Origin of the sequence: Sphingobium sp. LMA1-1-1.1, assembly GCF_040676365.1 — a bacterium.
Taxonomy (GTDB): Bacteria; Pseudomonadota; Alphaproteobacteria; order Sphingomonadales; family Sphingomonadaceae; genus Sphingobium.
Genome location: NZ_JBEGHS010000001.1, coordinates 64,646 through 87,236, shown reverse-complemented (window position 1 = coordinate 87,236; position 22,591 = coordinate 64,646). Strand labels below are relative to the sequence as shown.

Annotated in this window: 15 protein-coding genes and 1 tRNA gene; 4 read left to right on the top strand and 12 right to left on the bottom strand. The window is 66.1% G+C overall.

The features are described 5' to 3' along the window. Positions 1-49 precede the first annotated feature (49 nt). The 7 genes from MRBLMA1_RS00450 to MRBLMA1_RS00420 all read right to left on the bottom strand — a co-directional run bounded on the left by MRBLMA1_RS00450 (position 50) and on the right by MRBLMA1_RS00420 (position 5,635). The gene (locus MRBLMA1_RS00450) at positions 50-568 is read right to left on the bottom strand and encodes a tetratricopeptide repeat protein (protein ID WP_133652360.1); all 519 of its coding nucleotides are present in this window, start codon (positions 566-568) and stop codon (positions 50-52) included. Between the two features lie 77 nt (positions 569-645). Next, positions 646-1,821 carry an RsmB/NOP family class I SAM-dependent RNA methyltransferase gene (locus MRBLMA1_RS00445; protein WP_363734463.1) on the bottom strand — a complete coding sequence of 392 codons (1,176 nt, stop codon included), beginning with the start codon at positions 1,819-1,821 and terminating at the stop codon, positions 646-648. A 45-nt stretch (positions 1,822-1,866) separates the two neighbouring features. Then, complete coding sequence (guaB, locus tag MRBLMA1_RS00440) at positions 1,867-3,324, bottom strand: IMP dehydrogenase (RefSeq protein ID WP_133652362.1); 1,458 nt, start codon at positions 3,322-3,324, stop codon at positions 1,867-1,869. A gap of 158 nt (positions 3,325-3,482) precedes the next feature. Next, positions 3,483-4,175 carry an aspartate/glutamate racemase family protein gene (locus MRBLMA1_RS00435; protein WP_363734462.1) on the bottom strand — a complete coding sequence of 231 codons (693 nt, stop codon included), beginning with the start codon at positions 4,173-4,175 and terminating at the stop codon, positions 3,483-3,485. A 59-nt stretch (positions 4,176-4,234) separates the two neighbouring features. After that, positions 4,235-5,047, bottom strand: a complete 813-nt coding sequence (locus MRBLMA1_RS00430; protein ID WP_363734461.1) for an NAD(P)(+) transhydrogenase (Re/Si-specific) subunit beta — start codon at positions 5,045-5,047, stop codon at positions 4,235-4,237. Then, positions 5,044-5,313, bottom strand: a complete 270-nt coding sequence (locus tag MRBLMA1_RS00425) for a proton-translocating transhydrogenase family protein (RefSeq protein ID WP_363734460.1) — start codon at positions 5,311-5,313, stop codon at positions 5,044-5,046. The genes MRBLMA1_RS00430 and MRBLMA1_RS00425 overlap by 4 nt, the downstream gene beginning before the upstream one ends. 214 nt (positions 5,314-5,527) lie before the next feature. Further along, positions 5,528-5,635 carry an aa3-type cytochrome c oxidase subunit IV gene (locus tag MRBLMA1_RS00420; RefSeq protein ID WP_363734459.1) on the bottom strand — a complete coding sequence of 36 codons (108 nt, stop codon included), beginning with the start codon at positions 5,633-5,635 and terminating at the stop codon, positions 5,528-5,530. A 170-nt stretch (positions 5,636-5,805) separates the two neighbouring features. On the opposite strand from MRBLMA1_RS00420, the gene MRBLMA1_RS00415 reads away from it, so the two are divergent. Further along, positions 5,806-7,254, top strand: a complete 1,449-nt coding sequence (locus MRBLMA1_RS00415; RefSeq protein WP_363734458.1) for a sigma-54-dependent transcriptional regulator — start codon at positions 5,806-5,808, stop codon at positions 7,252-7,254. A 103-nt stretch (positions 7,255-7,357) separates the two neighbouring features. Continuing rightward, positions 7,358-7,996, top strand: coding sequence for a hypothetical protein (locus tag MRBLMA1_RS00410; RefSeq protein ID WP_363734457.1), 639 nt, complete (start codon positions 7,358-7,360; stop codon positions 7,994-7,996). 66 nt (positions 7,997-8,062) lie between these two features. Here the strand turns inward: MRBLMA1_RS00410 and MRBLMA1_RS00405 are convergent, their stop codons facing one another. Both MRBLMA1_RS00405 and MRBLMA1_RS00400 read right to left on the bottom strand, forming a co-directional pair. After that, positions 8,063-12,250, bottom strand: coding sequence for a translocation/assembly module TamB domain-containing protein (locus MRBLMA1_RS00405; protein ID WP_363734456.1), 4,188 nt, complete (start codon positions 12,248-12,250; stop codon positions 8,063-8,065). Continuing rightward, positions 12,250-14,343, bottom strand: a complete 2,094-nt coding sequence (locus MRBLMA1_RS00400; RefSeq protein ID WP_363734455.1) for an autotransporter assembly complex protein TamA — start codon at positions 14,341-14,343, stop codon at positions 12,250-12,252. The genes MRBLMA1_RS00405 and MRBLMA1_RS00400 overlap by 1 nt, the downstream gene beginning before the upstream one ends. A 137-nt stretch (positions 14,344-14,480) precedes the next feature. Between MRBLMA1_RS00400 and recJ the strand changes: the two genes are divergently transcribed. Further along, entirely contained in the window at positions 14,481-16,247 is a 1,767-nt protein-coding gene (gene recJ, locus MRBLMA1_RS00395; RefSeq protein ID WP_363734454.1) for a single-stranded-DNA-specific exonuclease RecJ, read from the top strand. Positions 16,248-16,367: 120 nt separating this feature from the next. Beyond that, a tRNA-Glu gene (locus tag MRBLMA1_RS00390) sits at positions 16,368-16,443 on the top strand. Positions 16,444-16,529: 86 nt separating this feature from the next. Here MRBLMA1_RS00390 and MRBLMA1_RS00385 read toward each other — a convergent pair. Genes MRBLMA1_RS00385 through MRBLMA1_RS00375 form a run of 3 tightly spaced genes read right to left on the bottom strand, consistent with a single transcriptional unit; the run spans position 16,530 to position 22,481 of the window. Beyond that, positions 16,530-20,108, bottom strand: coding sequence for an error-prone DNA polymerase (locus tag MRBLMA1_RS00385; protein WP_363734453.1), 3,579 nt, complete (start codon positions 20,106-20,108; stop codon positions 16,530-16,532). Then, positions 20,105-21,694, bottom strand: coding sequence for a Y-family DNA polymerase (locus MRBLMA1_RS00380; RefSeq protein ID WP_363735351.1), 1,590 nt, complete (start codon positions 21,692-21,694; stop codon positions 20,105-20,107). Before MRBLMA1_RS00380 ends, MRBLMA1_RS00385 begins: the two co-directional genes overlap by 4 nt. After that, positions 21,591-22,481: an ImuA family protein gene (locus MRBLMA1_RS00375; RefSeq protein ID WP_363734452.1), complete on the bottom strand. Its 891-nt coding sequence runs from the start codon at positions 22,479-22,481 to the stop codon at positions 21,591-21,593. The genes MRBLMA1_RS00380 and MRBLMA1_RS00375 overlap by 104 nt, the downstream gene beginning before the upstream one ends. Between the last annotated feature and the right edge of the window lie 110 nt (positions 22,482-22,591).

Genomic DNA, 22,591 nt, shown 5'->3' with positions numbered 1-22,591 from the left:
GAATCCGCCCGACAAGGACAAATGGCCAAAAACACCCCCGACAAACGCGTCAAGGCGTCTCGGTTTCGGCAGCCTTGGGCGCGGGCACCTTGTCCTTGGCGCTCAGCACGGTAGCGGGCGGACCTTTCTCTATCGCCACCGCCAGTTGGCCCACAGCCGCGCAATTGGCCTTGCACAGCCCTTGTGCCTGCGCGAGATTCTCCTTTGCCTTGGCAATGGCGCCCTTCTCGACCATCGCTTCGCCCTGGCCGACCAGGGCGGCGACGTCATTGGGCTCCAGCAGCAGCGCTTCGCGATACAGGCGGATCGCCTTGCCTTGCAGCCCCTGCGCCCGCGCCACTTCGGCCAGTTCGATATAGGCCATGCGGTTGCGCGGATCGACGGCCAGCGCGCTTTCCAGTGCATCCGTGGCACCCTGATAATTACCCGTCTTGCGCGCCGCTTCCCCCGCCTTCTGCCATTCGACGGACAGCGGTGAAATCTGCGAATCCGGCCGTTGCGTCAGCCCAACGCTGGAAACGGTGGTCAACAATAGTGCCAGGGCGATCGAGGCGGGGGTAAAACGCATGCACAACTCCAGCCATGTTTCAGGCGCTGATTCCGTCCAAGTCTCGCGATTTTGCGGGCGCTTGTCCATCGACTCTTTCACGCTGCCCGTCGCAGCCGCGCGAAATAGAAACCGTCCGTCCCGTCATGCCCCGGCGTCAGCAGCAATCCGTCGCCATGGGGCCGGCCCATCGGCGCATCGAAGGGTTCGGCCCTCCATCCAACATGCCGTGCCAGGAATGCCCGCACCTGATCCCGCCCCTCCCGGTCCGTCAGCGCGCAGGTAGCGTAGACCAACAAGCCGCCCGGCGCCAACAAGGGCGCGGCAAAATCCAGTATCCGCGCCTGCTCCGCCACCAGCCGGTCGAGCCGCGCGGGAGTCAGCCGCCAGCGCGCCTCCGGATTGCGGCGCCAGGTGCCGGTGCCCGAACAGGGCGCATCGACCAGCACCACGTCTGCGCGGCCGTGCAGACTTTCCAGCGCGCCCGCCTCATGCCCCTGATCCAGCAGCAGCGTCTCGATGAAGGTGGCCCCTGCCCGCTCCGCCCGCGGATCAAGCCGCGAAAGCCGCGATCGGATGGTGTCGGCGGCGATCAGCATGCCCTTGCCCGCCATGGCGCTCGCCAGCGCCAGCGTCTTGCCCCCTGCCCCGGCGCAGAGATCGATCACGGTCATCCCCGGCTGCGCCCCGCAAGCGGCGGAGATCAGCTGGCTCCCGGCGTCCTGCACCTCGACCTGCCCCCATTTCCAGGGGTCGCTCTGCTCGACCGGCGCGCCTTCGGGCAGGCGCAGCGCGTCGGGCAAGCCGGATAATCTCACTGCATCGGGATAGAGCGGCGCAACCCTGTCAGGATCGGCCTTCAACCTGTTGACGCGCAGATCGACGGGCGCCCGGCCCAACAAGGCGTCCCGTTCCACGGGCACCGCCAGCAACGGGTCGATCCAGCGGGGCACGACGCCCGCCGCCGATCCCACTTCATCATCGGCAATCGGCGCCGGCGCATGGGTCGATCCGTCGAACAGCGCGACCAGTTCCGGACGCTCGCGAGCCAGCCCGACCATCGCAGCGCGCCCGCTTTCGGGACGCTCCGCCGCGCGACGCACGGCGTCATAAACATGGTCGCGCACCACCCGCCGGTCGCGCGACCCGGCATAGCGCCGATCCTTGAAATAGCGCGCGATCAGCGTGTCGGCGGCCGGGCCGCCATCCCGCGCCGACGATATGATGGCGTCGAGCAGTTCGATCGCGGCCTGGACTCGCGCGGACGGGGTCATGCGCCATGCCCCTGTCCCGCGAAGGGAACAGCATTCAAAATGGGATTACCGCGTCGGATAATTGGGGGCTTCCCGCGTGATGGTCACGTCATGGACGTGGCTTTCCGACAGGCCCGCATTGGTGATCTGGACGAAGCGCGCCCGCTCCTGCAAATCCTTGATGGTGGCGCTGCCGGTATAGCCCATCGCCGCCTTCACGCCGCCGACAAGCTGGTGGATGACGTCCTTGGCCGGCCCCTTGAAGGGAACCTGGCCCTCGATCCCCTCCGGCACCAGTTTCATCTGGTCCTTGATGTCGGCCTGGAAATAGCGGTCGGCGGAGCCGCGCGCCATCGCCCCGACGCTGCCCATGCCGCGATAGCTCTTATAGGCGCGGCCCTGATAGAGGAAGGTTTCGCCCGGCGCCTCGGCGGTACCGGCGAGCAGCGATCCGACCATGACGCAGCCCGCGCCCGCAGCGAGCGCCTTCGCCACGTCGCCGGAGGTGCGCAGGCCGCCATCCGCGATCACCGGAACGCCGTGCCTGGCCGCTTCCTCCGCCGAATCCATGACGGCGGTCAACTGCGGCACGCCGACGCCAGCGACGACCCGTGTGGTGCAGATGGAGCCTGGCCCGATCCCCACCTTGACGCAGTCGGCACCGGCCCCGATCAGGGCCTTGGTCGCCTCGGCGGTGGCGACGTTGCCGGCGACCACCTGAACATGGTTGGACAGTTTCTTCACCGCCTCCACCGCGACGGCCACCTGCCGGCTGTGGCCATGGGCGGTGTCGATGACGATCAGGTCGCATTCCGCATCGATCAGCGCCTTGCTGCGTTCCAGCCCCTTGTCGCCGACGGTCGATGCCGCCGCCACGCGCAGGCGGCCCGATGCGTCCTTGGTCGCCTGCGGATAGGTGACGGCCTTTTCAATGTCCTTGACGGTGATCAGGCCGACACAATGATAATTATCGTCCACCACCAGCAGCTTTTCGATCCGGCGCTGGTGCAGCAGGCGCCTCGCCTCGTCCTGGCCGACGCCGGTCTTCACCGTGGCCAGATTGTCATGGGTCATCAGTTCACTGACCGGCTGCGCCGGATTTTCGGCAAAGCGCACGTCACGATTGGTGAGGATGCCGACCAGCTTGCCCGATGCCTCGACCACCGGAATGCCGCTGATCTTGTGCCGGGTCATCAGCATCTGCGCATCGGCCAGCGTGGCGTCGGGCGTGATGGTGATGGGGTTCACCACCATGCCGCTTTCAAAGCGCTTGACCGCCCGTACGGCGTCCGCCTGTTCCTCGACGGACAGGTTGCGGTGCAGGACGCCAAGGCCGCCAAGCTGCGCCATGACGATCGCCATGTCCGCCTCCGTCACCGTGTCCATGGCGGACGAGAGGATCGGGATGTTCAGCTTGATCGCGCGGGTCACATGGGTGCTGGTATCCGCCTGACTGGGCAGCACGTCGGATTCGGCGGGCTGCAAAAGCACGTCGTCGAAGGTGAGGCCGAGGCGGATGTCCATGTAAAGCCACTTTCTGTTGCGCGTCTCATGCGGGGCTGGGCATGATTGCTGGGGGATTCGTGGCGGCCCATGTAACCATTAAGCGGCAAAACAGCCAGACCCCCGAAAGCATTTTATTGCTGGGGAAGATCGGCGCCGCGCGGCATGCGCCGACCGATTCAATCGCCCAGGATCACGTCGACCCCCGCCCGCGCATGAATGCTGGTGCCGTCATAAATCGGCAGCACGTTCGCCCGCACGTCGACGATCATCTCCAGTTCGGTGCAGGCCAGGATCGCCGCCTGCACATTCTCCTTGGCAATATCGGTGAGTTCCGACTTCATATAGCGTTCGGACTCGCGGCTGACCTTCCCGATGGTCAGCTCATCATAGACGATGCGGTCGATTCTCTCGGCTAGTTCCATGTCGGGCGGCAGCAATGATATGCCATGCGCCACCAGCCGCTGGCGGTAGAATTTCTCCGTCATGACATTGCGCGTACCGATCAGCGCGGCCTTTTCGATGCCGTCGGCCTTCATCTTGCGTCCCACGGCGTCGGCGATGTTGATGATCGGAATGCCGACGCCCGCCTGCACCTCGTCATAGACGCGATGCATGGAATTGGCGCAGATCAGCAACGCTGCCGCGCCGCCCTGCTCCAGCCGCCGGGCCGACGCGGTCAACACGTCGGAAGCATGAGCCCACTCCTCCTCTGTGGTGGAGCGGCCTATGTCCGCGAAATCCAGGCTCTCGATCAGCAGCGGCGCGCTGTGCTGGCCACCCCGGGCGCGGTAAACGGCCTGGTTGATGATCTGATAATAGCGCGCCGTCGACGTCCAGCTAAGACCGCCTATCAGACCGAGCTTCTTCATGGATCCGCTTATCCCATACGCCGACAAGGCCGGACGGGCCTGTCCCTTGACGCAAACCGTTAGGGACGGCGCCCCGCATGGGCAAGCCCCTTCCTCTCCGCAAAGACGCAAAGCCGAATGCCGAAAAGACTGCCCGCCGCGCCCGCCAGTCCGCCCGCGACGGCCATCGGCATGTTTTCCATCAGGAAAGCGGATGCCGCCACGGCCCAGCCGGCAAAGCCGCTCACTACCGCCAGCGCTGGCCCCATTCCCGCCAGCAAGGCTCGTTTCGTGACCGCCCAGCCCGCCACCAGCGCGACGGCGATGCAGGCGAGGAGCCGGGCCGGATCCGGCGCCGCGATAAAGGCCGCCGTGGCTCCGCCCGCCGCCAGCAGCAGGACGGCGATAATGAGAATATGCCAGCGATCCGCCCGTCCGCCGCGCAACATGGCGGTCGCCCCTCCGCAAGCCATCGCCCCGCACGAGACGCCAGCGCCAATGCCGGTGGCGCCCACGATGCGCAGTCGATCGGACACATCGTCCAGCAGGCCGAAGGCGTGGGGATCGCGCAAAGCCGCTCCTCCGACCAGCACGGCAGCCAGACCGGCCAGGCCGACAAGACCGCTCATCAGCAAGGGGATCCGGGATCGGGGAATGCCACGACCCAATACAAGGCCCACGGCGCCTCCGGTGATCAACGCCGCGCAGATTTGCGGAAGAGCCATGACGTCATGGGTATAGAGGGCCAAGGCCGCTGCGACCATCAACGCGGCAGCCGCCAGATGCGTGCCGCGCCGGAGATCACCCGCAATCGAGACCAGCAACGCCGCCGCCGATAATATGGCGGACAGCGACCAACCGACGAGGATCGTCGCGTTCGCGCCTTCCATCATGGCCCCGGCGGCACGTCCAGCCGCTGCGCTGCCACGAAACCCCCACAAAACGCGGCGCTGCCCGCGACGATCGACAGGAGGCCCAGTGTTCGAGCGATGCTGCTGCCCGCTTCCGCCGAGACGATCAATCCGCCGACAAGAATGGCGGACGAGAGCAACTGAAGCACGAAAACGAGCGCCCAGCCGTCATCAGGCCGCGCCCGCGATGAGACGAACGCCCCGACAATGGAAGCCGCCAAAAAGGAAAGGAGAAGGAACGGGATCATCTGCTCCCCCCTCATGACGGGATTCCGGGACCGGCAGTCCTGTTGCTCTGGAACCGCAGCGGTCAGGTGGAGGAACGAACCGCCCTGTTCAGGAACAGGCCAGATGTCCGGGGAACTGGGACCGCATTGCGCGAACTGCAGGCGACACGCTCCGGATCCAGTCGTCGCATCAGTTTCAAGCGGACATTCAATGCCCGCTTTTGCGCAGAATGCCCTACCTGGCGATCAGCAATATGACCAATGCCGCGACCAGGGCGCAGGCGATGGTTCCCCATTTGATGAGGGCGACAAACCCTTCATAGGTCTGGGTTGCGCTCTTCATATTGCCGTCCGAAGCCATGCACTGTCCCTCTCTGTCCGTTTCGCGGGCATCCTCTTATCGTCAAGCCTTGTCCCCCTCAAGCCTTCAGCGAACAAGAAAATTTTTGCGGTTAAGGCGGTCTTTACCCCTCCTCCCTAACTTCAGCGCCAGTTCGCATATGAGGGGTAAGGATGGCGCGCGACGGCATTCCCATGCTGATGTTGATCGACGACGAGCCGGCACAGCGCAGGCTGGTGTCCGCTCTCGCCGCCAGGGCGGGATGGCGCACCATCTTCGTCAATGACGGCGATACCGCGATCGCGATGCTGGGCACGCAGGATGGAATGCGGCTGGATGCCGTCCTGCTCGATCAATGGAGCCCGAATTATGAGCCGGCAGGCCTGATCCGAGAATTGCGGGCCCGTCGCCCGGCACTGCCCCTGTTGATCCTGACCGCGCACAATAATGTCGCCGTAGCGGTGGAAGCGATGCGGGCCGGCGCGACCGACTATCTTGCCAAGCCGATCGCGCCTGAAAGGCTGCTCGCCGCGCTTAACGCCACGCTGAATGGGGAGCATGGCAAGGGCGAATTGCGCCCGCTGACGGAGAAGATCCCCGCCGCCCTCTCCTTCGAGGACGTGGTCGGCGCCGCACCGCAGTTCCGCGCCGCGCTCGCCATAGCGGCCAAGGCGGCCCGCGCCCGCGTGCCCGTGCTGATCGAGGGCGAAAGCGGCGTCGGCAAGGATGTGATCGCCCGCGCCATCCACGCGGCGTCGCCCCGCCACAAGCAGGCCATGATCACCGTGAATTGCGGCGCCATCCCTGCCAATCTGGTGGAATCCGACCTGTTCGGCCATGAACGCGGCGCCTTCACCGGCGCATTCGACCGGCAGATCGGCAAATTCGTTGCCGCCGACATGGGCACGATCTTCCTCGACGAGGTCAGCGAAATGCCGCTGGACGCGCAGGTCAAGCTGCTGCGCGTGCTCCAGGACGGCGAAGTCCAGCCGATCGGCGCGCGCCGCCCGATCCATGTCGACGTGCGCGTCATCGCCGCCACCAACAAGCGCTTGCATGACGAGATCGAAGCAGGGCGCTTCCGCGAAGACCTTTATTACCGCCTCAACGTCGTGCAACTCACCATTCCGCCGCTGCGCGAGCGGTTGGGCGACGTGCCGGCGCTGTGCCGCCATCTGCTTGCCCGCATCGCGACGCAGCCGGGATTGCGCGGCCTTGGCCTGACCGACGACGCGCTGGCCCTACTGATGCAGCATGATTGGCCGGGCAATGTGCGCCAGCTTCAGAACGCGCTGTTCCGCGCCGCCGTGCTGTGCGAGGGCGATGCCCTGACACCCCAGGATTTTCCGCAGATCGCCGCGCAGATCCGCGGGCGCGCCCATGGCGATGCGCCCCATGGTCGGCTGCGCATCGTGCCGCAACCGCATCGGGAGGTCGCGGGCATTACCCTGTTCGAAGGGGACGGCCATATCCGCCAACTGGCGGAGATCGAGGCGGACGTCATTCGGTTGGCCATCGGCCATTATCGCGGGCGCATGACCGAAGTGGCCCGGCGGCTAGGCATCGGTCGCTCGACCCTCTATCGCAAGTTGGCGGAACTGGGCATCGACAGCGCCGCCTGACCGGCCACCGGTTCGGACTGAACGCCCCGCACCGCCATCACCCCATCGCGCCGTGATCGGTTGCGACGTTGAATTATCGCGGCACCTATGCTTTGGGAGAGCGATGAAAAGCGCCACCCTCGCCGCCACCTCGTCGCTCGTCCTGCCCCTGCTCCTGCTGGTCGCCTGCGGCCGCGCGGAACCGGTGGAGGATCTGCCGAGCCAGGACCAACTCGCCGCCGCCGCCAATGCCGCCGCCGCCAAGGCGATGGCCGAGGCGAAGGCGGACACGCCCGAATCGCGCAATTACGTCAATGTCGAACGGGGCTTCTCCATCACCTTCCCGGAAGGCTGGCAGAAGGATGCGGCTTCCAGCAATGCGGACGGCGTCGTCTACCAGGATCCCGGCGCAGGCGCGGACGTCCGCATCTTCTGGCAGAAGAAGGACGGCGACCAGACACTGCAACAGATCGTCTCGACCGTGAGCGAGGGCTCCGAAGGGGTGAGCGGCGATTATATCGGCGACAGGGAGTATCGCGGGACAGCCAATGACGGCGAAGGCAACAATGTCGCGCTGCGCATGATTCAACAGCCGGACGGTTCGATCGTCACGGCCAGCTTCGTCTATCCCGAAATGCTGAGCGAGCAATATCAGACCATGGCGGAAAAGACGCTCGACAGCCTGCGAATCTTCGCGTCCAAGGCCCAGACGCCCGAGGGCGCCGCGGTTCCGGCGGCGGCGGACAATGCAGGCACGCGCTGAGCCGACCGGTCATGCCATGACCAGCCGTGGAAGGCTGATCCAGCCGCACCCGACCCTGAAACGGCATCAATAATCCTTCGAATAGCGTAAATTGGCCGATGATCCCGCATTCGTGCCTGTCTTCGACAACAGGCTGAGCGTCTTGGACAGGGAGATTTCGAGCTGGGTGGCGGTGAAGCCCTTGGGATCGGTGATCACCTCCACATAGATGTTGTTGGAGATATGCTGCCCGACCGCGAGCGACGTGCCGCGCCCGGTCGCCTCATCCCCACCGACAATGCCGATGCGGTCCACGCCCGACGCATTTTGCAGCTTGCCCATCGGATTGAGTCCGCCGCCGCCGCCGCGCAGCCCATTGAGTGCCGCCGCCAACTGGATCGCCTGGGTGGCTGACAGATTCGCCACATTGTCCCCGAACAGGATCCGCGCCAATATCTCGTCCTGCGGCAGCGTCGGCGTGGAAACGAAGGCGATGTCGGGCCGCTGCGCCGAACCGCCCACGGCGATGCCCGCCGTCACATCATCGATCCGCGTTTCGGCGCGGATCGCCAGTGTCGGGTTCATCATCGGCCCGTTGAAGGTGATGACGCCCTGCTCCAGATCGAACTGATGGCCTGAGAAGCTGTAACGGCCGCGTATAACCTCTATCTTGCCGACCACGCGCGGATCGGTCGCCGTGCCGGTGACGCGCATGTTCGTCTTCCATTCGGAATCGAGCCCCATGCCGGTCACGTAGATTTCGTTATCGGCCCGCACGCGCACGTCCAGATTCCACGCCGTCGGTTTGGCGGCCGCCTGCCGTGCCGCCACGCGGCGGTCCAGCAGGTCGGTCCCCTCGCCCTTGCGGCGCACGCCTGTCAACTGCCGGATGTCGCTGCCCCCCTGCCAGGCGACGCGATAACGGGTTTCGGGAAGCGACAGGTCGCCCTTTATCAGGCCGCCAGTGGTCGGGCCGTTGGTGATGGAGAGCGTGCCGCTGACGACGCTGGTGATCGCCTCACTGCGCGCCAGGCGGGCGCGGTTCAGCTTCACGGCGATGTTTATCGGATAGCCGCTTTCCGCCGCCAGTCCCACCGTGCCGCTGGCCTGCACCGTGCCTTCGCCCGCCCGCCCGGAAAAATCGCGCAGGTCCAGCCGGTCATTGGTGAAGCGCCCGTCCAGCCGCATCTGCGTGACGCGCGTCCCGAACGTCTCATTTTCATAACTCAGCGCATTGGCGCGGACGATGCCGTTGAGGCTGGGCGCGGTCAGCCGTCCGCCAAAATCCGCCGCGACCGCGATCGGCCCGGTCAACTGCTGGTCGGCCAAGCCCGCGAAGGAGAAGAGCACATCGGCCGGCCCGGCATAGCGAATGCCGCCGCCCAGGGGCGCGGACGCAAGCTGCTCCGCCCAGCCGGCGCCCGGTCCCGGCGGCGCCAGGGTCGCGACGAAGCGCCCAAGCGTCGCATTGCCCCGCCGGATAAGTCCACGCATGTCCCCGCCCGCGCTCGACAGCTTGCCTTCGATCGCCATGGATACTGGATCGGAAACGGCGGTCAGGCTGGACCGGCGGAAGTCGGTGATCGCAAGGCGCGTGGTCGCGGTCGGGAAGGCGGACCCATTCTGCGCGAAATCCAGCGTGCCGGTCGCTTTCCCGCCAATCCCCAGTCCCGGCGAGGCCATGTTGACGACGGCCAGGTCAAAATCCTTGAACCGCGCCTGCATCGCCATTTGCTGGCCGAAATGCCCGGCCAGGTCGACGCGCCCCTGCGGCAGCACCAGCGTCGCCGGGTCAAGACGATATCCGGCTTTCTCGACGCGGATGATCGCCGGCCGGGCGAAGCGGAAGGGGACGTTGCTCGCCCGCCCCTCCAGCGCGACGGCATAGAGGGTGGGTCGCAGCGCGGCATTCATCGCGATGGAGAAAGGCACGCCGGTCGATCCGTCCGCCACCAGTTGCGCCCGTCCGCGCCCGCCGCGATAGTCGACCCGCGCCCGCGCCTTGCGCACGACATAATCGCCATAGGCCGCATTCGCCATCTGCACATCGGCGGTGATCTGCGGCTGGTCGGCCAGCACCATGTTCGCCGTGATCAACGCCCGGCCGATCACGACATCCGCTTCGCCCGGCAGTTTGGCATTGCTGGCGGTGGCGTTCAACTGCGCGCCCTGCGCCTTGCCCACCGCCGTCAGGCGAACCGCGCCGGTCACGCCGGAACCGTTCATGGCAAGCTGCCCGGTGAAGGGACCGGCGGCGCTCTGCTGCACGCGACCGTTCATGTCGATACCGGCGAAGCGCGCCTTGGCTATGTCGATGGTGAGCGGCCCCCTGGCGGTATGGATCAGCACATTGGCGAAGAACGGGCCATAGGCCGACCCGCCGGTCGCTTCGAGCCGATAGCCCTCCGCCTCGCCATTCAATTTCGCCACCACGTCATGAAGTTGCACGCCGACATTGGGCCTTGCGGCGCGGAGCACGGCATTGGGCCGCTCCATCGTGCCGCGCACGGTCAGCGCCAGCGGCCCATATTGGTTCGATGTCGCCCTGGCGTCGAAGGCGATCCGACCGTCGGTGTCATAGCTGCCCGAACCGCTGTGGATCCGGAAGTTGGGCGCTGCGCCCTTCAAGCCGTTGAGCGTGAACCTGCCCTCCGGCGTCATGCCGATGGTGCCGGAAGCAATGGCATTGCCGCCCAGGAAATCGCGAACCGATGCATTGTCCCAGCGCGCCGTGCGCACGCCGAAACGGCCGGACAGGCCGAAGCCGCCCTTGGGCCCTGGAACCAGTTTCACATCGGTGTTGAGATTGACGATGCCGACCCCGTCGATCCTGTAGTCGTTGACCCGGCCCTTGAGCGCGCCGCGATAGATGGCATTGTCCATGTCCGCCAGAACGATGGCCGTGGCGTCCACCCGGTCGCTGTCGATCTTCAGATTGTCGCTGATGAGCTTGCCCGCGGCATAGGCGAAATCGCCCTTCACACGCAGATTGTTGAGCAGGCCGCCCGCCGCCGCATTGAGGCCGGTGACGCGGCTGGCGGTGGCGCTTACCGGAATGCGGATGCGGTCCGCATCGATCACCGCGCGCCCGCTGGACTTCAGGTTTTCGATGCCCGTGGCGTCGAAGGCAATCTCCTTCGCCGTGACGTCATAATCGATGAAGGGCGTCGCCATCGGCCCGTCCAGGATCACCGAAGCGCGCACGTCCCGGCCCCTCACCTTCTCCATGATCGCGCCGGGCGTGAGCAGGGCGGCGTCGATCCTGAGCGCGCTGAACCGACTTTGGCCCAGGTCGACCAGACCCTGCGCGGTGGCGGACAAGGCGCGGGATTTCAATGAACCCTTGAGGTTCACGCGCCGCTGGTTCAGTCCCGCGAACACGTCCAGGTCGAGCGCGGGCACCGTCAGCCGATCGACCGTCCCGGCGAAGACCAGTCCCGGCCGCAGCGGTCCCTTCGCCGTGAAATTGCCGTCGCGGGCGGCAAGCGCGACATTCGCCAGCTCGCCTTTGCCCGACGTTGCGACCAGCCGCCCGTTCCACGCCTGCCAGGTGCCCTTCCCGTCCAGCGTCGCGGTGAAGCCGTCGGTAAGGCCGCTCATCGCCGCGATCACGCCGCCCCTGGGCGCGGTCAGCATACCCTTCATGGACAGGCGATTTTGCGCGGGCACGGCGTCCAGCCTGGCCTGAAGACGGTCACCGCTGTCCACCACCGCATTGGCCGACACTATGGCCCGGCCGTCGGCGATATGAGTCACGCCGTCGATCGCAATCTCCCGCTTCTGGCCGATCACTGGCCTGGCGACGAGGAACCTTGCGATCTTCAGCCGGTCGACATCGATGTCGAGGTCCGGCAGGATCGGCGCATTGGGGTCGCTCTGCGTCAGGTTGAACTGCGGACTGCGCGCCAGCACCACCAGCGGGCTTTCCAGCAGCCGCACCGAAATATGGTTGTTGATGTAGCGAAAGGGACTCCACACCATATGGACGCGCGGGGATGCGGCGAACGGCCCCTTCGGGTCGCGCAGCACCAGGTCATGGATCACCATGTCACTGTAGATCGACCCCTCGATCCGGCCGACCGATATGCCCATGCCGGATTCCAGCTTCAGCCCGGCGATCTGACGGATCAGGAAGGCCTTGCCCGGCTGGCTGTTCAGGAACAGCAGCAGCCCGGCCACCAGCAGGACGAGGGCTGCGACCAGTCCGACGACCCACAGGAGGATCTTCTGCCACAGCGGGCGACTGACGACGACGGTCGGGGTTTCCTCAACCATCAGAATGCCTGCCCGATGCCAATGTAGAGCGCGAATTTGGACTCGCCCGGCTGCCGGTTGATCGGCATGGCTATGTCGGCGCGGAAGGGTCCGAAATTGGTGTAGAAGCGCCCGCCCACGCCCGCGCCGTAACGGATGTTGGAAAATTGCGGCATGGAGCTTTCATAGACCTGGCCCGCATCGACGAAGGCGACCACGCCATAATCGCCGAAGCGGTAGCGGCCCTCGACCGCGAACTCATTGACGGACCGGCCGCCTATGGGGTCGTTGTTCGCGTCCTTGGGCCCCAGTTCCTGATAGCCATAGCCGCGAACCGACCCGCCGCCGCCCGCATAGATGCGCCGGGAAGGCGCGACGTCATCCCGGTTCACCCCGCTGATGGTGCCGACGCGCGTGCGCGCGGCGATCACCAGGCTGTCCGACAAGGGATAATAGCCGGTGAGGTCGAAAGTCGCGCGCAGATAGGGCGAAAAGCTGCCCTGCAACGATCCCTCCGGTTCGGCCCGCAGATTGGCGCGGAACCCCCGTGTGGGATTGAGCAGGTCGTTGGACCTGTCATAACCGAGCTGCAGCGGCAGGCCGCCGATGAAATAGGTCCGCCGCACCTTGTCCGCCGTCGCCGGATCGACAACCACCTGTTCGTTGGTCAGCAGGACTTCAGCGCCATAGCTGTAGGTCCAGCGCTTCTGGAAGATCGGTGTCGACTGGCGCGACCAGCCGATGTTGAGGCCCGCCGTATAGGCTTCATAGGCATCGTAATTCTGGTGGTTGAGCGTGACGCCAGCCTGGAAGGTCTTGTCGCGCTTGCCCGCATTGGAACGGCGGAAGGTGCCCGACGCGCCCTGTTCCTGCGTTCCGGCGATCACGCTGGCGATCAGCGCGCCCTCGGGCGGGAAGAGGTTGCGATGGGTCCAGCTTCCCTCGGCGCGGAAGCCCTGGCCCGTGCCATAGCCCAGCTCGCCCGCCAGCGTGCGCGGCTTGCCTGCTTCCTGCGCGACCGTCAGGTCGACATATTCGGTGCCGTCGGGCCCCGGCTCGTTCGTCCTGACCGGATCGACCGAGATGCTGGAAAACAACCCCGTCGCCACCAGCGCCCGGCGCAGGTCGTCCACCTTGCGGCTGTCGTAGAGCTCGCCCGGCTTGAACCGGCTGATGACCTTCATATGATCGGCGCCGAACGCCTGCCTTTCGCCCGTGGTGGTGATCCCCCGGAACGATCCGCGCGGTCCCGTCTCCACCGGCAGGGTATAGTCTCCCGTCGTGGTTGCGGGATCGAGCAATATGTCCCGCTGCCCCAGCTTGGCGAAGGGATAGCCATTTTCCGGCAGCTTGACGCCGACATTGGCCTCCGCCCCCTCGACCGCGGCCGCGACGATATAATCGCCGGTCCTGAGCGGCAGGCTGTCGCGGATCAGGCCAGGCGGCACGGTCTGCCCGGCATTGATCACAATGTCCCCGATCCGGTAGCGCTTGCCCGGCGTAACCGAGATGACCGCCTTCAACGCCCCGTCATTCGCCTGGTCGAGCGATGCGAGCGCGGTCGCGTCATAATAGCCTTCCGAATAGAGCAGCCGTACGGCCAGCGCCTCATCCTCATGGGCGCGGGCCTGCACCATGGCCGCCGTATCAGCCTTGCCGTCGCCATCGATCAGGGCGGAAGAATCGCGAAACGCCGGCTCCAGACCCGTCTTGCCGAAGCCATCCACCACGACCGAATAACGTACCGCCTGCGTCTTTTCATCAGGGCTGTTGTCGGTCGCGACCTGTACCGGAACCTGCACGCTGTCGAGCGGGGGCAGCGGCTGCGCCAGTTCACGCTCCTCCTGCGGTTCGGTCGGCGGAGGCAATTGCTGCGCAGCGCCGGCTGCCGGCATCTGTTCATCGATCCACTGATCGATCGAGGGCAAAGGCGCGCTTTTGTCAGCGGGGACCTCTTCCACGCCGGGCAGGCGCGCCTCGAACTCGCTATCGGGCAGGATCGGTTCTTCCTGCTGTTGCGACAGAGGCGGCGTCTGCGCCATCAGTGGGAGGGAAGAGGACGCCATCATCATCAGACCCAAGGCTCGCCGGACCCGCTTCTGCCTTGAACCCATGGAAACCGCTTTGCCCCTTTTGCCCTTCGCCCATGCAGGGCGGGAACAGCCAATACGCGCAGCGGGTTGCCAAAGTTCCGCCCGCGTCATGAAGAGGGGTGCTTCCCTCCGAATCCCAACCGGTCTAGACCGGCCGCATGACCATCGCGCTCAACATCACCCGTTCTATCCTTGGCCAGCCCTGGCGGTGGCGCGGGGGCAATGGCGACGGGCGCGATCCCGGCTATCGCCCGGATGATCTGGTCACGCAATTGCTGCTGGCGCGCGGCTGCCCGCGCGATGCGGTAGAGGCGCATCGCAACCCCACCATCCGCCATTTCATGCCCGACCCCAGCCTGTTCCGCGACATGGACGCCGCCGCCGAACGGCTGGCCGATGCGGTGGTGCGCGGCGAGGATGTGCGCATCTTCGGCGATTATGACGTGGACGGCGCGACCAGCGCAGCGCTGCTGATCCGCCTGCTGCGCGATCTGGGACTTGCGGCGCGACCCTATATCCCCGACCGGCTGATGGAAGGCTATGGCCCATCCGGCGAGGCGCTCGTCAGGCTGGCGCGAGAGGGCGCGACGCTGATCGTCACGGTGGACTGCGGCGCGCAGGCGTTCGACGCGCTTGCCATGGCCAAATCGGCGGGCGTCGATGTCGTCGTCGTCGACCATCATAAATGTGCCGCCGCCCTGCCCGAAGCGTTGGCGCTGGTGAACCCCAATCGCCTTGACGAAGCGGAAGAAGCAGCAGCGCATGGTCATCTGGCGGCGGTGGGCGTCGCCTTCCTCCTTGGTGCGGCGTTGATCCGCGTGCTGCGCGGGCGCGGCTGGTTCGCCCAGCGCGCCGAGCCGCCGTTGATGGAACTGCTCGACATCGTCGCGCTCGGCACGGTGGCGGACGTGGCGCAACTGAAGGGGCTCAACCGCGCATTCGTCGCGCAGGGCCTCAAGATCATGGCGAAGCGCCGCAATATCGGCCTTTCCGCCCTGATCGACGCCAGCCGCCTGACGCGGGCGCCGCTTTGCCATGATCTGGGCTTCGCGCTTGGCCCCCGCATCAACGCCGGCGGACGCGTGGGCAAGGCGGATCTGGGCGTGCGGCTGCTCACCACCGAAGACCCGGCGGAGGCAGCCAGCATCGCCCGGGAACTGGACCAGCTCAACGAGGAACGCCGGGTCATAGAGGCGGCCGTGCAGGCGGAGGCGGAAGAGCGTCTTGCCGCGCAGGGCAATCGGGCGGTGGCGCTGGTGTCGGGCGCAGGCTGGCATCCCGGCGTGATCGGCATAGTCGCAGGACGCATCAAGGAGAAGGCCAGACGTCCCGCCATCGTCGTCGCCATCGATGAGGATGGGACCGGCAAGGGATCGGGCCGCTCCATCTCCGGCGTCGACCTGGGCGCGGCGGTCCTGGCGGCGAAGGACAGCGGCCTGCTGGTCGCGGGCGGCGGCCATGCCATGGCTGCCGGCCTGACGGTCGCGGCGGACAAGATCGATGCGCTGGCCGACTTTCTCGACGAGCGCCTTGCCAATGCGGTGGCGAGGGCGCGGGACGACCGCGCGTTGCTGATCGACGCCGTGCTGGCGCCTGCGGGCGTCAATCCGGACTTCGTCGCCGCCATCGACGCCGGCGGTCCCTATGGCGCGGGATGGCCTGCACCGCTCATCGCGTCCGGACCGATGCGGGTGGTAAAGGCGGACATCGTCGGCAACGGACATTTGCGCGCCATCATGGCGGGCGATGACGGCCGCTCGATCAAGACCATCGCCTTCCGCCAGGCGGAATCCGATCTGGGTCAGGCCATTCTTGGCGCGCCCCGCGACCGGCGCCTGTGGATCGCGGGCCGGGCGAAGATCGACGATTGGGGGCCGCGCCCCGCCGCCGAACTGCATCTGGAGGATGCCGCCTGGGCCGATTGAGCAGCGGATCGGCAATTTTTTGCCCTGCGTCATTTTCATGACGAAAAGGGGGTTGACCGTTCCGGAGCCACCGCCTAATGCCCGCCTCGCTTCGCAGCGACGCCCAAGCGAACCTGCTGTGGCCCCTTCGTCTAGCGGTCTAGGACGCGGCCCTTTCACGGCTGAAACACGGGTTCGATTCCCGTAGGGGTCACCAATAAACTCAAGGAGTTGATACTTCTTGGGCGGAAAGAAGCAGAAGTGCCGTGGCGCATTCCTGTGGCCTGTTGCGACAGCCACCCCTCAATGAAAATCGCGCGATTGCGGCAATATCCGAACATCGCGCGGATGTCCGCGGGCGTGATCGTGGCGCATGCGGGAAGGTTCCTGCACATCGGTTTGAGAAAGCCGCGACAATTCCGCAGTCCGGTCGTGCACGCGGGAAGCCATCAGGTGGACCACGCCTTCCTTGCTGCGCTGCACTTCCCCTTCGACCAGCATCAGTCGCGACGCCATGACCGGGCGCCGCTGCAGTTCGAACAGCCGTGCCCACAGCAGGACATTGGTGATCCCCGTCTCATCCTCGATGGTGATGAAGACCGCATTGCCCTTGCCCGGCCGCTGCCGCACCAGCACCACACCGGCGGTCTTCACCAGCGTCCCGTTCTTCGCCGCCGAAGTCCGGGCACAGCTCAGCACCCCCTCCGCCGCGAAGACCGGGCGCAGGAATTGCATCGGATGCCCCTTGAGCGACAGGCGCGTCACCAGATAATCGGCCTCGACATGTTCGGACAGAGCCATGGCGGGCAGCATCGCATCCGGCTCTTCCCCCAATTCCTGCGCCTTGGCGGCGGCAAACAGGGGCAGTTCATTCGCGGGCGTCCGCCGCGCTTCCCAGAGGGCGGCCCGCCGGTCCCGTCCCAGCGACCGGCAGGCATCGGCATCTGCCAGCAACCGCAACGCCCGTGCCGGCAATCCCGCGCGCCGCGCCAGTTCTTCCATGGTGGAAAACAGCCCTTCCTTCCGCGCCGCGACCAGTTGCTTCGCCCAATCCTGTCGAAAACCATCCACCTGACGCAGTCCCAGACGCAGCGCCAGAGCCCGTCCCTCCCCCTCGCCCCGCCCGCTGTCCCGCGACCGCAGCAGCGGTTCGAGCGCATTGTCCCACCCGCTCATATTCACATCGACATCATGCACGGTGACGCCATGATCCCGCGCATCCCGCACGATCTGGGCGGGAGCGTAAAAGCCCATGGGCTGCGAATTGAGCAGCGCGCAGGCGAACACCGCGGGCTGATGACATTTGATCCAGGCCGACACATAGACCAGCCGCGCGAAGGACAACGCATGGCTTTCGGGAAAGCCGTAGCTGCCAAAACCCTCGATCTGCCTGAAGCAGCGTTCCGCGAATTCCGCTTCATAACCCCGCTTCACCATGCCCCTGATCATCTTCTCGCGAAAATGGTGAATGGTGCCGACATTGCGGAATGTCGCCATGGCGCGGCGCAGGGCATCGGCTTCCGTCGGGGTGAAATCCGCCGCAACGATGGCAAGCTTCATCGCCTGCTCCTGGAACAGCGGCACGCCATAGGTCTCGCCAAGCAGTTTCTCCAGCTCATCGGCTGGCCCATGATGCGGCGACGGTCGCGGATAGCTGACCTTCTCATCCCCGCATCGTCGCCGCAGATAGGGATGGACCATATTGCCCTCGATCGGTCCGGGGCGGACGATCGCCACCTGCACGGTCAGGTCATAGATCGAACGCGGCTTCAGGCGCGGCAGCATGTTGATCTGCGCCCGGCTTTCGACCTGAAAGACGCCGATGCTGTCGCCCTTGCACAGCATGTCGTAGACGGCCTCATCCTGCGCATCGAGATCGACCGTCAGCTGATGGTCGCCCAGCCCCTGTTCCCGCATCAGGTCGAACGCCCGGCGGATGCAGCTCAGCATCCCCAGCGCCAGCACGTCGACCTTCATCAGACCAAGGGCGTCGATGTCATCCTTGTCCCATTCGATGAAACTGCGATCCTCCATCGCCGCATGGTGCAGCGGCACCGTCTCGTCGAGCCGGTTCTGCGTCAGCACGAATCCCCCCACATGCTGCGAGAGATGACGCGGAAAAGGCTGGGACAGCAATTGGTCGACGATCGCCTTCAACTGCGCGATCTGCGGATTGTCGAGCGCGAAGCCCGCCTCCACGATCCGCGCATCGTTCATGTCGCTGGAATAGCTGCCCCAGACCGTGCTGGAGAGGCGGGCGGCTACATCCTCGCTAAGGCCCAGCACCTTCGCCACTTCCCGCACGGCGCTGCGCGAACGGTAATGGATGACGGTCGCGGCGATCCCGGCACGATGGCGGCCATAGCGTTCATAGATATATTGCATGACCTCCTCGCGCCGCTCATGCTCGAAATCGACGTCGATGTCGGGCGGTTCATTGCGTTCTTCGGATACGAAGCGCGAAAAGAGCAGATCGTGCCTGAGAGGGTCGATGGACGTCACGCCCAGCAGGAAGCACACCATGCTGTTCGCCGCCGATCCGCGTCCCTGGCAAAGGATTCCCTTCGTCCGGGCGAAGGCGACGATGTCATGCACGGTCAGGAAATAATAGGCATAGTTGCGCTTGGCGATGAGACCGAACTCTTCTTCCAGCAACTGGCGCGCCTTCCGGGGAAGACGCGCGCCATAGCGGGCGTGAGCGGCGGACCAGGTCAATTCCTCCAGCCATTGCTGCGCCGTCCATCCTTCCGGCACGGGCTCATGGGGATATTCGTAGGAAAGCTGATCCAGCGTGAAATGCACCCGGTTCAGGAACCCTATGCTTTCCGCCACCGCCTCGGGGCAATCGCGAAACAGATGGGCCATTTCGGCGGGACTATGGATATGCCTTTCCGCATTCGCCTCCAGCAAGCGTCCTGCCTTGGCGATGCCGGTGCCTTCGCGGATACAGCTCAGCACATCCTGCAAGGGGCGCTGCGCCGCGCCGGCATAGAGCGCGTCCATGGTCGCCAGCAATGGTACGCCCGTCGCCACGGACAAAGCCTTGAACTGCGCCAGCCGCCGCGCGTCCCGTCCGTCCCGGCGCAATGCCGCCGCCAGCCAGACCCGGCGCGGGGCAAGGCGCGACAATCGGGCCAGCAATCCTTCCAGGTCGGACGGAGCAGGCGGCGGCACGAGGCTGAGATGACCCTGTCTGATCGCTTCCTTCGACGGCCGGTCGTCATAATCATATTTCACCGGCTGGCGATGCGCGGTCTGCCGGGTCGCGGTCGAGCCAGGCATCACGATCAGCAGCAGGTCATCCAGATAAGCCGTCAGATCCTCATAACGCAGGATGCAATCGCCCTTCACCGATCGGAGATTGCCGACGGTCAGCAATTTGGTGAGTTCGCCCCAGCCCCGCCGCGTCGCCGGATAGGCGACGATGTCCGGCGTGCCGTCCACGAAGACCAGCCTGGCGCCGACGATCAGCCGCAGGTCGGTCCGGCAGGCGCGCTCCTCCTCTGCATCGAGTTCCAGCGGCTGTCCCGCTTCCTTGCGCGCCTCCAGCAAGCCGGCGCGCATCCGTTCGGGCCAATGCTTGCGCGCGACATGGGCGCGAACTACTCCGGCGACGCTATTGCGGTCGGCTATTCCCAACCCTTCAAGCCCCTGGGCAATAGCGCATGTCACCATGTCCTGCGGATGGGATGCGCCGCGCAGGAAGGAGAAATTGGTGGCCGCCACCAACTCGGCAAAGGGCGGCGCCTCCGGCTCGACCGGCGGAGGCTCGCCGCGCGATTTGCGCCGCCCCTTTTCCCGCCCGGCTTCCAGCGCATTCCGTTCGCGCCTGTCGATTGATCTGGGCCTGGACGGATCAGGCCCCTTGCCATGCCGTTTCATGCGAACAGGCCATGGATGTACCAGCCGGGATGCTCTGCCTCGGCGCCGTAAAGTCCATGACGAAAAATCCAGTAACGCCGTCCACGCGCATCCTCGACCCGGTAATAATCGCGGGTCAGCCCCACGCTTTCGCCTCCCAGCGCGCCATCGCTGGCGGTCCACCACTGGGGCGCGATGCGTTCGGGGCCTTCATAGCGCGTCACTTCATGCAATACCTTGCGCCACCGGAAACGATGGGGCGGGCCGTCGGGCACCTCTGCCACCACATCGATCGGCTGGGGCGGATCGAATAGATGGAGCGGGCGCATGGGCGGCTCCTCCTGCGCGCCTTGCGGCCAGTTCATGGGCGCCCGGCTTTCCACTGCGGGCAGTGCAAGCTGGGCCTGTTCGGGGATATGGCTGTCCCTCGGATGAAGCCGCTGGATGCGCGCCCGGCCCGCCCTGATCGACAGCCGGTCGACCAGGGCGGAGACGCTTTCCTCGCGACGTGCTTCTCCACCCTCCAGCGCCAGTTGCGTCGGCGCCATCGGTTCTGTCTGCGGCACCGTGAGGCGCAACATGTCGAAACCGAAACCGGGATCGAGCGGATCGGACAGCGCATCGATCCGTTCCTGCACCAATCGCATGATCGCAGGCGCATCGCGCACCGGCAGGCCCGTTTCCACCCGCAATGGAAAGGCAAGGCCATCGCTGCGAAAGAACAGCGCCTCGAAGCGCCGCCCCCCCTGGCCGCGTTCGCTAAGGCGATCCCCCGCCTCGGCCGCCATCTCCTCCAGCGTCCTGAGGGCAAAGGCGGTGCTGCCCATGGGTTCGGCAAAACGCCGCTCGATCCGGATCGCCGGGCGCAACTGCCGGGGCGCGAGCGGCCGCCGGCCAAGGCCGAGCAGGTTATTCAGCGCATCCACAGCCTCCTCGCCGAAGCGCGACGCCAGCACCGCCGCCGGTCGCGCTGCCAGATCGCCCACGGTACGAAGCCCCGCGCGACGCAGCGCCACCGCGCTTCCCTCCTCCAGCCGCAATGCCTCCACCGGCAGGCGTCGCAGCGCCGCATCCTCATCCGCCGTCGCCCCGACCGGAAAACGGCACAGGGCGTGCGCACCCTCCGCCGTTCCGGCAAGGGCATGACGCACCCGCATGCCATGGCGCTCCAGCCGTTTTGTCGCTTCGCGCGCCAACATCTCCTCACCGCCCCAGAGATGCGCACAGCCGGTAATGTCGAGCATCAGGCCGAAGGGCGAATCCAGCGCCGCCACCGGCGTATAGCGGGCGCAACCGTCGCACAGCCGCTCCAGCCAATCCTGATCGCCATGGGGATCGGCATCGAACACGCGCAGATCGGGCTCGCGCGCACGCGCATCGGCCAGCGTCATGCCGGGCGTCAGGCCCAGTGCCAGGGCATCCGCGTCGAGCGTCGCGAGCCGCATCGCGCCGCGCACCTGCTCAACGACGACGCCCGGCCCTTCGCCCTGCGCCGTCCAGAGATCAGGCCGCGCGATCCGCAGCCGGTCGATCGGCAGGAACGGGAACCACAGCGCCAGATAGCGGCGCCTGCCGATCTCGTCCTGCGCCGTCCTTTCCGCCTGCATCCTGCCCGCTGCCATTCCGTTCCCAGGCATCCTGTTCCCAAGCGCCCTTTCCAAGGTCATGGCGTTCATCGCGCCCACCTCCACTCTGTTCAAACATGCCCAGGCCATTGTTCCAGACCAGCCGCCAGCCAAGCCCATCCCGCCCCGCCCGCCGCCGCATCAGATACAGGTCGAAGGCGCTTCTTCCCGGCCCGCCTCCCGGCAAGGTCGGTGAGGGCGCCGCCGCCACGCGCCAGCGCGTGTCCGCTGCGCTGGGCACTGGGTCGCCGCCCACGCGCAGCATGAAGGCCGTGACGCCGGATGCCTCCGCCGCCAGCGCCAGCCGTCGGCTGGCCGTCAGGTCGAGCAAAGGCGCCGGACCGCGCAATTCCACCACCAGCGATCCCAAGGCGGGGCAACGCAGCGCATCGACCGCCGCCCGCAACAGCATGGCATCATCGGCCATCATGCCGATCAGCAGCCGCGACGGATCAATGCCCAATGCCGCCAATCCGGGGCCATAGAGCATCCCTCCGGATCGACCGGCCGCCGCCGTGCGCAGCCAGAGCAAAGGCGCTTCTCCTGCCGCCAACCTCGCGAGGATGGAGGCCAGGCCTGCCGCCGCCGCCATTTCCTCCGTCGCGGCGAAGAATTCATGCACCCGGCCCCGCGCCAAACCTCCATCCAGCGCCTGGTCGAGCGGGGCATATCCGGTTTCCACGCGCGCATGCGGCTGCGCGGCTGGAACGCTCTCCAGCGATGCGATATGCCGCCTGAGGGCAGCAAGGGTCTTCACCGACTCAGCCATATAATGTTCCCTATTTGTTCTTTTCGTCCCGATGACGCGTCCTGTCAATCGGGCGCGCAAGGGACGAGCCGGAAAGATGCGGGCGACGGACGATGCAGCCGCGCGGCGCT